We start from the raw sequence: 11,764 nt of genomic DNA, 5'->3' as shown, positions 1-11,764 counted from the left end.
TTAATAAAAAACTGATAATATATAAAAGACAACATATGAATTTAACTACTAAACTGCTTTTAGGATTTGGTTTGAGTGCTGGTTTTTTAGGCTATTCGCAAGATTTAGGTAAAGTAAACCCAGTTCTTACCGGAGCTCCTTTCTTAAGAATCGCACCTGATGCGAGATCAGGAGGTATGGGAGATCAGGGGGTGGTAACCTCTCCGGATGCATTTTCACAATTCTGGAATGCGGCTAAATACCCTTTCAGCAGGTCAAGTTCTTCCGTAGGTCTTAACTATACGCCTTACATGGGAAAACTTACCAATGATGTATTCTTATTATATGCTTCGTTCCATAAGTTTCTGGGGCAGGAAGAAAGATCTACAATTTCCGCGAGTATCTATTATTTCAATATGGGACAGGTAGACCTGACTCAGTTGGTGGGTACAGAAATTGCTTCAATGGGTACATCAAAACCAAACGAATTCTCAATTGACGTTGCCTATGCCTTGAAGCTTTCTGATTCATTCTCCGGAGCTGTTACCGGAAGATTCATCCGTTCAGATTTAGCCGGAGGATTCAACACAGATACTACACTTAAAGCGGCTAACAGTTTTGCGGTAGACGTTTCAGCATATTATAACTCTCCAAGATTCTCCAGTATCGGTGGATATGATGGTAAAGTGAATGCAGGTTTAGCTATTCAGAATTTAGGTCCTAAACTGGATTATACAGGAAATGAAGAATCAAGATCTTATCTTCCTACCATGGCAAGATTAGGGGTTGGATATGACATGTACCTGGATGATATGAACAGAATCGGAATTTCTGTGGAAGGTTCAAAACTTTTGGTTCCCGGATCAGAATACGCAGGAATAGACCCGAATACAAGACAGCCTATTTACCAGATCCCGAACGTAGGACCTATGGCTGGTATCGGAAAATCTTTCAAAAATAAAAACAGTATCATGTACAGTGGTGCTTTAGAATATTCTTATGACAATGCATTTTCTGTAAGAGGAGGTTACTTCCATGAAAGTGAAGAGCAGGGAGCAAGACAGTTTGCTACAGCAGGTGTCGGGTTAAAATACCGCTCTTTCGGATTGGATCTTTCCTATCTGATCAATATGTCCAAAATCAACAGTGCACTGGATAATACACTCCGTTTCGGTCTTACCTGGAACATTGGAGACGAAACATCCAACGTAGATCGTTAAAAAAAACAACAGCAATAAAAAAGCCTCATACTTTGTAATGAGGCTTTTTTATTAATTGTCAATCGTCAATCCATTTCGCTTGTCAATTTCTTTTACAGACTGCAATCATTCACCATTCACTTTGCAAAGCAAAAATTCACTATTGACCTTTGAATAAATCAATGGTATAATCAAGGAGCTTTCCATCTCCATAATCTCCATGCCCCGGAACTACAACCTTCACATTGGGATATTCTTTTTTAACTTTCTTAACGGTTTTGGACCATGCAGAAATATTAGCATCTCCCAAATATCCTTTACCTGCCTCAAGCTCCTTTAATAAACAGCCTCCAAACAAAATATTTTCACCTGGAAAATACCCTACAACATTATCTCTGGTATGACCTTCTCCGAAAAATTTCGCTGTAACATCTTTATCTCCCACTTTCAGAACCAACGAATCATTAAAATCATTCTCAGGAATGACAAAATTATTCTCTTTGGCTAATTCAATTGTTTTAGCATATGAATAAGAGGGAATATTATGTTTATGAAAAGCCATCAATCCTCCTAAACTGTCATCATGAAAATGGGTTGGAATAATTGCATTGATCTTAGCATGCAACTTTTCATTGATCCATCGTATCAGCTCTTCTGAACTTTTATCCTGAGTAGGAGTATCAAAAACAATAGTTTCGTTGTGATCTTTTACAATCAGTCCATTACAGGGCACATTCCCGAAATCATTCGTCTGTTTAAAAGAAGTATGTATAAAAGAATTTTCCGAAATCTGAGTGATAACCAAGTCTTTTGATTCATAAATTTTCTTTGCTTTAAAACTGTTCTTGTTTTGTGAACTACAACTTAAAATGATAAAAGAACACAAAATGATGCATACATTTTTAATAATGAATTTCATAAAACTATTATTTAAAATTGAGATAATCTAAGATAAGAATTCATGGAACAAGATTTGTTAGCTGTTGTGTTAAAACTGGTCAAGCAATACATTATGAATCTGCTTCATCTGTCAGTTTATTTTAAATGATACAATAACCTACTTAAAAAAAATATAACATTTAAGTTGATAAAAGTATCTTTTTTATGGCGATTTTCTTAAATTCAATAGCTATTTTTGTAGTATGAACTATTCAGCGGAACTCAAAAAATTCGTAACCAGTCAGTATGTATATTCTGCGATCAGAATTACATTAGCTACTGTTCTGCCATGTTTAGTTCTCGCTCACTTTGGGATCTTAATGGAATATTTTCTATTCCCACTCGGAACCAGCTTTGTAGCTCTCACAGATCAGCCAGGCCCTTTCATCCGCAGAAGAAATGCTCTTACCTTTGCAATCTGCAGTTTTGTATTGGTAGCGCTCATTGCCAGTCTCGTGATGAGCATCAAGATACTGGTACTTCTTGAAATCATCGTATTTGGGATGTTTTTTTCCCTTATCGGAGTTTACGGACAAAGACTGGCTGCAGTAGGTTCACTATCCCTTGTTGTACTCGCTATCTTTATTGACGGACATCTTACAGGAAATAATATCTTTAAAAGCCTGCTGATATTTGCTTCCGGCTGTACATGGTTTTTACTCATATTCCTTATTGTAACAACAATTCGTCCTTATAAACTGGCAAGCCAGATGATTGGAGAAAATTATCTTCAGCTTGCCGAATTTTTAAAGATCAAAGCCAGTTATTACCAGAAAAATCCGGATTTTAATAGGCTGACCACTCAGGTTATTGCCAAGCAGATTGAAATAAAAAACCTGCAGGAAGACACCAGGGAAACAGTTTTTAAAACAAGAACAATCGTCAATGAATCTACAACAACCAGCCGTTTACTGATGTTGATGTTCCTGAATTCTATGGACCTTCATGAAAAGCTGATGACCTCTGAAAGCGATTATCAAAAGTTACAGCAGAGCTTTGAAGAAAGTATGATCCTGGTCAATATTCATGATTACCTTAATCTTTTGGCAGAAGAGATTACCAATATTGGAATTGCTCTTCAAAGCGGTACAAGAGCAAAACCTATGTTCAATCTCGAACTGGAATTAAAGAATCTTAATTATAATTATTTCGAACTCAGAAATAAGCAGCTTTCTCCTGATAACCTTGAAAACTTCATGATCCTGCGACAGATCCTGATGCGTATTTATGAGATTACCAAAGAAATCAACGAAATCTACAAAGTGTTTTCACAGGATATAAAGCTGGCAAAAAGTTTATCTACAGGACTGGACTTAAGGAAATTTATGCCCAATGAACCTAAGCTTAACGCTAAGGTATTAAGAAATAATATTTCCTTATCATCATCCCATTTCCGCCATGCAATCAGAATTACAACCGCATTGCTGTTAGGATATCTTTTTTCTATGTTTGATTTTCTGGGACTGGGGCATACCTACTGGATATTAATCACCATTACAGCTATTCTGAAACCTGCCTATTCCATTACCAAGCAGAGAAATCTTCTTCGTCTTTACGGAACCATTGCAGGAGCTGTTATTGCTTATGCCATTCTGTATTTCATACATATCAACGGACTGCTATTCGCTATCCTGCTTATCAGTATGATCATGTGTTTCAGTTTTTTAAAAGGGCGGTATTTCTGGGCAGTTTTATTCATGACCATCTATATTTTCCTCAGCTTTAATTTTCTGAATCCGGGGAAAGTCAATATTATTTTTAAAGACAGAATTGTTGATACGGCTATTGCCGGAATTATCGCTTTTGTGGTATCTTACATTGTATTGCCCGTTTGGGAACATACACAAAATCTGGACCTGATGAAAAAGTCCGCAACAGATAACCTCATCTACTTCCAGAGTGTGATTTCAAAATTTCTGAAGGGAAATTTTGACCTTGAAGATTATAAGGTAAAGCGAAAGAATGCCATCATTTCTTTAGCCAACCTTTCCGATAATTTCCAGAGGATGATTTCTGACCCTAAAAACCAGCAGAAAAAACTGGAAGTTGTCCATCAGTTTGTAGCAACATCACATCTTATTACAGCATACACCGCTTCCCTGTCTCAATATTCCAAAAGCAATGAGCAGTATCCGGAAATAGATGCTGAAAGCTGGAGCAGAAAGATTGAAGCAGAGATGCAGCAAACTTCTGCCCTTCTCAACGGAAATGATATCAATGAAACACTGAAAATGGAAAGCCGTCTTGAGCCTGAAGATTCTTCCATTGAAGACATGCTGCTGAAAAGAAAAACTGAGATTGAGGAAAATGATATTACAGACAGAAGAGATCCTGATAAGATATCACACCTGACAGAGCTTAAAAATATCCAGGATATTCTGGAACTGATCTACGATGTAGCGAAAGAACAGAGAAAAGTGATCGAAAAGTACAGAAACGAAACAACCCCTACTCCTCCACAATCGTAAAGCAGTAATCATCAAAAAACTCTACCCTGGCTTTGAATTCATCAGAAAACTGATCATCATATACCCTGCAGCTTATTTTATGAAGATGCTTCAGCTCAAAAGGCTTTACTTCATAGTTTTTCTTTAACGACCAGTACTTTGAATGATGAATTTTGTACATACTTTCCTTCACACTCCATATGATAGTATAAAAGGTATCTGCTTTATCTTCAGGAATAAACCCACGCTCATTTTCGTAGGTAAACTTATCAATGACCCTTAAAATCTTAGGATTAAATTTTTCAATATCAATTCCTATTTTGCTTTTAGAAATGGCAATTGCGGCAAAGGGAAAAGAATGGGTAATGGAAATTTCTGCATCATATGGAGAAAGAAAAGGCTCTCTCTCTTTGTATAAGATTTTAGAACCAGGCTTCAACCCTTTTAGAAGCTTACGCACCATCAGAACTTCCAGCAATTTTTTAGGATGATAATCTTTTACTTTTTCTACATTTTCAGGTTCCAGAAGTTCATTGATATCAAGTTCTTCACTTTCATCATACTTCCAAACAAGGATGGTGGCATTATCATCTGAAAAATCTCGGTAAAGGGGCATTGTTTTTTTATTGGACAAAAATAGTGAAAAGAAATCATTCGAAAAAAGATGAAGGATGGAGGTGGCTTGAAGTGTATAAAGATTAATCATAGCGAGAACTTTCTTCCATGCTTCAGAATTTCATGTTGAATCTCATAGATGTTAAGTTGATCTGTCGTTTTTATATCTTAATTATTAATCGTAATTTTGCCTTTCATTATCAATTGAATTTAAAATTATTCATTACATATGAGTACTACAACACAATACCTTCCTTATAAAGTTAAGGATATCTCCCTTGCAGAATGGGGTAGAAAAGAAATTACCCTTGCTGAAGCAGAAATGCCTGGTCTGATGTCTATCCGTGAAGAATACGGTCCGTCTCAGCCACTGAAAGGAGCAAGAATCGCAGGATGTCTTCACATGACCATCCAAACGGCTGTGCTTATCGAGACTTTGGTAGCTTTAGGAGCTGAAGTTACCTGGTCATCTTGTAATATTTTCTCTACACAGGATCACGCTGCTGCTGCTATTGCTGCTGCAGGAATTCCGGTGTACGCATGGAAAGGTTTAAACGAAGAAGAATTTGACTGGTGTATTGAGCAGACTTTATTCTTTGGTGAAGACAGAAAACCATTAAACATGATTCTGGATGATGGTGGAGATTTAACAAACATGGTTTTTGATAAATACCCTGAATTAACAAAAGATATTAAAGGGCTTTCTGAAGAAACCACTACAGGAGTACACAGGCTGTATGAAAGAATGAAGAACGGAACTTTAGTAATGCCTGCAATCAATGTAAATGATTCAGTAACCAAATCTAAATTCGACAACAAATACGGATGTAAGGAATCTGCTGTAGATGCGGTAAGAAGAGCTACAGACGTAATGTTAGCCGGAAAAAGAGTGGTAGTTTGCGGTTATGGAGATGTAGGTAAAGGGACTGCTGCTTCATTCAGAGGAGCGGGTTCTATTGTTACCGTTACGGAAATTGATCCGATCTGTGCGCTTCAGGCAGCTATGGACGGCTATGAAGTAAAAAGATTAGACACTGTAGTAGACAATGCTGATATCATCATCACTACAACTGGTAACTTCAATATCGTAAGAGGAGAGCATTTCCTTAAAATGAAAGATAAAGCGATCGTTTGTAACATCGGTCACTTCGATAATGAAATCGATATGGCTTGGTTGAACAAAAACTATGGTCATACGAAGTCTGAAGTGAAGCCTCAGGTTGATATTTATACTGTTGAAGGAAAAGAAGTGATCATCCTTGCAGAAGGTAGACTTGTAAATTTAGGATGTGCTACAGGCCACCCAAGTTTCGTTATGTCAAACTCTTTCTCTAACCAGACTTTGGCTCAGATCGAATTATGGAATAACGCTGCAGCTTATAAAAATGAAGTATACACGCTTCCTAAGCACTTAGATGAAAAAGTAGCAGCTTTACACCTTAAGAAATTAAGCGTAGAGCTTGAAACTCTTTCTCCTGAGCAGGCTGCCTATATCGGAGTAGACGTACAAGGGCCATTCAAGCCGGAATATTACAGATACTAAGATCTTAATACAACATGATATAATCCCACTATTGATAAGATAGTGGGATTTTTTATGTGATACTACCCAGTATTTCTTATTTTTGTCCACAAAAAAAATAACATGAAAAAATTCTTATTTCTGGGACTCATGAGCTCAGTCGTATTCTTTAACAGCTGCAGCAGCAATGATGATAATGAGGGCACGAATACACCTTCCGAACAGCCTCAGCTGTTATTGAGTAAGATAACCACCGTTTATTACGATAATCCTTCCAATCCTGAAACAACTGTTTCAACTTTGAGTTATAACAATCAGAGACAATTAATCAAAACAATTTCAGAAGGAAGAACTTCAACCTTCGAGTATGACAATACCGGAAAACCTTCAAAAACAAACTATTATAAGCCAGATGGTACGGTAGATTATTATTCAGTCTATACTTACAATGGTGATCGGCTGACAAACGTAAAAGCGATTTACACAAACTCTAATTATAACCGGACAGTCACCTATACCTATAATACTAACGGGCAGGTGATCTCCTCCACACTCTGTCAGAATCCTGAATGTTCCAACCCCGGGACTGATACGTATGTCTATAATGGAGATAATATTTCATCTGAAACGTCAACATTGGGAGGAACTATAACTTACAGCAACAAAAGTGATTTTTCTTATGATGACAAGCTCAATCCTTACACCAATATCAATAAGTATATTAAAATTATGATGGGAAGAGCTTATACTCTAAGCAAGAATAATTATCTCGTAGAAAAAATAAGCTTTAAAAATAACGGAGTATGGCAGCAAAGCCAGACTGTAACTTACACTATACAATACAACAGTTCAGGATTACCAGTTCAGGTTGTCGGAAAAGAAGCTGATGGAAGCCTTTCCGTTCAGTACAACTATGAATATATCACTCAATAAGATTAAGCTCTCCGGTCTGGGGAGTTTTTTATGATAGATGAGTTATGAGAGTGAGATTCGGGTGATGTGCAGCTGAGATGATTGATATGTTCTCTGAGTTTATTTTTATAATTACCCAAAGAAACGGACTTTAGTTTAAGCGTAAAAATTAATAAATATACAGTGTCCGTATTTTACACATATTTCCACTTTACTAAGGCTCTGTTTATAAAAAATGAATATCTTAGCCCTCCTAAATAAAACATTAATCTATGAAAAAACAAAAGGTATCGAATGCATTTATCGCTGCATCATGGGTAGCATTGGGAGCAGGAATGATCGGGTTCATTGTCGGCCTTGCAAGAGCTGAAATGCAGCTGAATGAAAAAGGGTATTATTTCACCATTCTTCTTTATGGTCTATTTGCCGTTGTTTCACTGCAAAAGGCGGTAAGAGACAGATTGGAAAACATTCAGGTAACAGATATTTATTATGGGATCTGTTGGTTTGCAACATTATCATCTATTGTATTACTTGCGATCGGACTATGGAATGCAACCATTCTTCCCAGTGAAAAAGGTTTTTATGCCTTTGCGTTTTTGCTCGCTCTCTTCGGAGCCATAGCAGTCCAGAAAAATACACGTGATAATATGATTCAGGAATAAAGCAGAACTCTCCATTTTGGAGAGTTTTTTATTTATATAGTTTTATTAAACAACATAAAATACTGTTAATTTTACAACAAAGTTAAAAATATATTAAGTTTTTTGTATTTTAGCTATGTTTATTTCACAAACTAATGACATGTACAAAAACTTTTACCTTTTCTCTACATATATTATCATTTCATTGTACAAAAAAATATATCCGGTAAATTCCTATAGGAAAGTGCTAATAATTCCATATTCATTCTCTAACAGGTTTTGATGAACAATAGGATCTATCCTCTCCTATTTATCAAACAGTAACCAAAGACAAAACTAATACCTATAAAACGATAAACATGATCTTAAAAAAAATTCCAACATTCTTTTTTTTTATGCTGGTCTTCCTGGTGAAAGCCCAGAATGAATTCATTACCATCTGGAAACCTGGGTCTACTGTTTTACCGCCCGTAAACGTAGATGCTCCTTATCAGGCAAATTCTCAGCAGATATGGTTTCCTGGAATTGGTGACAATTATGATATTTACTGGGAGGAGGTAGGATACCCCCAACACAACGGGACTCTTACCAATGTCACTTCCACAAAGCAGGTTTTTATTGATTTTGGAACTTCCTTTTCAGACGGACCCGATGCAAAATACAGGGTAAAAGTGAGCAATGGCAGCGGTACATTCAGACAAATCAGATTCGGAACATCCCAACTATTTCCCGGTCCCGAGCAACTCATCCCCATCTGGCAGATCAATGGAAGTACAGATAAATTACTAGAAATAGAACAGTGGGGTAATATTTCATGGACGAGTATGAACTGCGCCTTCAGTCTATGCAGGCTGATGGAGCTTACTGCCACAGATACTCCGAAACTTAATAATGTGGAGGATGCTTCTTTCATGTTTTATGGTACTACCAATTTTAAAGGCGCAAGCTCTATGCAAAACTGGGATACTTCGAAGATCCGGAATTTCAGTTTTATGTTTTCACTTTTATTTGATACACCATCGCCACCTGGGCTGACAGAGCAATTCAACCCGCCTTATCTTGACAGCTGGAATATGTCATCTGCCACGAATCTTAGCTATATGTTTTCAAACAGAACCCATTTTAACCAGACTCTTAACAGCTGGGATGTATCAAAAGTAACTGATATGAGCTGGATGTTTGGCCAGTGTTTAAGCTTCAATCAGCGTCTGGATAACTGGGATACCTCAAACCTTGAAGATATGCACTTTATGCTTCATATGATTCCTGTCTTCAATCAGCCGTTAAACTGGAACACTTCCAAAGTTACCAATATGGCTCATATATTTCATGGTTGCACATCCTTTAATCAGTCTTTAGAAAATTGGGACATGACTAAAGTAGAGAGAATTGATCATATACTGAATGGTGCCACAAACTACAATCAGCCATTAGGAAACTGGAATTTGGCTTCTCTTATCAATGGTAACGGTTCTTTAACATTATCAGGACTTAATTGCGAAAATTACAGTAAAACACTCATGGGATGGGCAGATAATCCCAATACGGCGAACAATATCTCATTAGGTCCTTTAACAGTATTAAAATATGCTTCCAATGTATCAGACAAAAGAGATATTCTCATCAATAAAGGGTGGTCATTTACAGGTGATACTGTTGGAAGCTGTTTATTGTCTTCATCAGATGTAAAGCTGAATAAAAAACTTTCGCTTTATCCTAATCCTGCAGTAGATGATATCCATATTGAAGGGCTAAGTGATATTAAAAATTATAAAATTTATGAGGCAAGCGGAAGGCTCATAAAAGAAGGAAATCCTAACAGTGATGTCATCAATGTAAGCTCTTTACCCAAAGGAAACTACATCATACAGCTTATCACGAAAGAAAAAACATTCTCTTCAAAATTAATTAAGAAATAACCATAAAGTACCCAATATGATACTGAAAAAATTTTTGGCAGTCTTTTTAATTTTGATGGTATGCATGATAAAAGCCCAGAATGAATTTATCACCATCTGGAAGCCTGCTTCTACAGTGATACAGCCTATTACTGTAAGTGCTCCCTATCAGGCTAACGATCAACAAATATGGTTTCCCGGAATTGGTGAAAACTATGACATTTACTGGGAAGAAGTGGGCTTTCCCCAACACAATGGAAGCCTGATCGGTGTAACTTCCACAAAACAGGTTTTTATTGATTTCGGGATGTCATTCGGAGATAAGGATGCTGCAAAATACAGAGTAAAAGTAAGCAACGGCAACGGTATTTTCAGACAAATAAAATTCGGCGATGTACAGGAAGTTCAGCTTCCGGATCAGATCTTCCCGATCTGGCAGATCAACGGCAGTGCCGATAAAATATTGGAAATAGAACAGTGGGGAAACATCGCCTGGACTTCTATGAACAGTGCATTCGGTCACTGTAAAATCATTCAGATCACTGCAACTGATATTCCTAACCTTAGCAATGTTGAAGATGCCTCTTATATGTTTTATGGTATAAAAAGCTTTACGGGTGCCAGCTCTATGCAGAACTGGAATACTTCAACAATTAAGAACTTCAGATTTATGTTTGCTATTATGTATGATAGTATCAACACCTCCCTCCCTGATCAGTTCAATTCTCCATATCTTAATAGCTGGAACATGTCATCGGCAACTGACCTCAGTTTTATGTTTGCGGGAAGAGGAATATTTAACCAGTCGGTAAACAATTGGAATGTTTCGAAAGTGACTGATATGAAATGGATGTTTGCTCTTTGCCCAAGCTACAATCAGCCTCTGAACAACTGGGATACCTCGAGCCTTGAAGATATCCGCTTTATGTTCCACTTTGATTCTGCCTTCAATCAATCTTTAAACAACTGGAATACTTCTAAAGTTACGAATATGGCTCATGCTATTCATGGCTGTACAGCTTTTAATCATTCTTTAGAAAATTGGGATATGACAAAAGTTACCAGAATAGACCAGATTCTTAAAGAGACTCCGAACTTTAATCACTCTCTTGCAAGCTGGAATCTGGCCTCCCTGACTATCGGTGCACAGGCTTTGATGGGGGCAGGAATGGATTGTGAAAATTTCAGTAAAACACTGGCAGGATGGGCTGACAATCCTAACACGGCCAATAACATTGATTTAGATAATACAACACCTCTGACATACGCTTCCAATGCAACAGATAAAAGAAATATTCTTATCAATAAAGGCTGGATAATGTCTGGAGATACTGTAGGAAACTGCTTACTGTCTTCATCAGAGATAAAACTCAGCAAAAAAATCCTGCTTTATCCTAATCCTGCAGTGGATGATATTCACATTGAAGGATTAGATGATATAAAAGGATATAAAATTTATGATGCAGGCGGAAGACTGGTATTGGAAGGAAATCCTAATAAAGATATGATCAATGTGGGATCTTTACCAAAAGGTAATTACATTCTGCAGCTCATCCTGAAACACTCTACGTTCTCTTCAAAATTCATTAAGAAATAAAACAAAGAAGCC

The 11,764-nt window shown here is 37.0% G+C and carries 9 protein-coding genes; 7 read left to right on the top strand and 2 right to left on the bottom strand.

Features of this window, described 5'->3' with window-relative positions:
• Window positions 1-35 precede the first annotated feature (35 nt).
• The gene (gene porV / locus CRS_RS06385) at window positions 36-1,199 is read left to right on the top strand and encodes a type IX secretion system outer membrane channel protein PorV (protein ID WP_142723238.1); all 1,164 of its coding nucleotides are present in this window, start codon (window positions 36-38) and stop codon (window positions 1,197-1,199) included.
• 139 nt (window positions 1,200-1,338) lie between these two features.
• Here the strand turns inward: porV and blaCHM are convergent, their stop codons facing one another.
• Window positions 1,339-2,097, bottom strand: coding sequence for a CHM family subclass B1 metallo-beta-lactamase (gene blaCHM, locus CRS_RS06380; RefSeq protein ID WP_142723237.1), 759 nt, complete (start codon window positions 2,095-2,097; stop codon window positions 1,339-1,341).
• A gap of 223 nt (window positions 2,098-2,320) precedes the next feature.
• Between blaCHM and CRS_RS06375 the strand changes: the two genes are divergently transcribed.
• On the top strand, window positions 2,321-4,585 hold the full coding sequence (locus CRS_RS06375) for an FUSC family membrane protein (RefSeq protein WP_142723236.1): 2,265 nt from the start codon (window positions 2,321-2,323) through the stop codon (window positions 4,583-4,585).
• On the opposite strand, the gene CRS_RS06370 is transcribed toward CRS_RS06375, so the two are convergent.
• Window positions 4,566-5,180, bottom strand: a complete 615-nt coding sequence (locus CRS_RS06370) for a 4'-phosphopantetheinyl transferase family protein (RefSeq protein ID WP_142723235.1) — start codon at window positions 5,178-5,180, stop codon at window positions 4,566-4,568. The genes CRS_RS06375 and CRS_RS06370 overlap by 20 nt on opposite strands.
• A 228-nt stretch (window positions 5,181-5,408) precedes the next feature.
• On the opposite strand from CRS_RS06370, the gene ahcY reads away from it, so the two are divergent.
• From ahcY to CRS_RS06345, 5 genes are all read left to right on the top strand, one after another.
• Window positions 5,409-6,722, top strand: a complete 1,314-nt coding sequence (gene ahcY, locus CRS_RS06365; protein ID WP_142723234.1) for an adenosylhomocysteinase — start codon at window positions 5,409-5,411, stop codon at window positions 6,720-6,722.
• Window positions 6,723-6,824: 102 nt separating this feature from the next.
• Complete coding sequence (locus CRS_RS06360; protein ID WP_142723233.1) at window positions 6,825-7,634, top strand: hypothetical protein; 810 nt, start codon at window positions 6,825-6,827, stop codon at window positions 7,632-7,634.
• A gap of 251 nt (window positions 7,635-7,885) precedes the next feature.
• Window positions 7,886-8,278, top strand: coding sequence for an inner membrane protein YiaA (gene yiaA, locus CRS_RS06355; RefSeq protein WP_142723232.1), 393 nt, complete (start codon window positions 7,886-7,888; stop codon window positions 8,276-8,278).
• Between the two features lie 338 nt (window positions 8,279-8,616).
• A complete protein-coding gene (locus tag CRS_RS06350) occupies window positions 8,617-10,176 on the top strand; it encodes a BspA family leucine-rich repeat surface protein (protein WP_142723231.1) in 1,560 nt (519 codons plus the stop codon).
• A 16-nt stretch (window positions 10,177-10,192) separates the two neighbouring features.
• On the top strand, window positions 10,193-11,752 hold the full coding sequence (locus CRS_RS06345) for a BspA family leucine-rich repeat surface protein (protein ID WP_142723230.1): 1,560 nt from the start codon (window positions 10,193-10,195) through the stop codon (window positions 11,750-11,752).
• The last annotated feature ends 12 nt before the right edge of the window (window positions 11,753-11,764 follow it).

Source organism: Chryseobacterium sp. ON_d1 (assembly GCF_006829085.1).
Taxonomy (GTDB): domain Bacteria; phylum Bacteroidota; class Bacteroidia; order Flavobacteriales; family Weeksellaceae; genus Chryseobacterium.
Note: the sequence above shows the minus strand (reverse complement) of the source record. Positions and strands in the feature narration are given on the sequence as shown.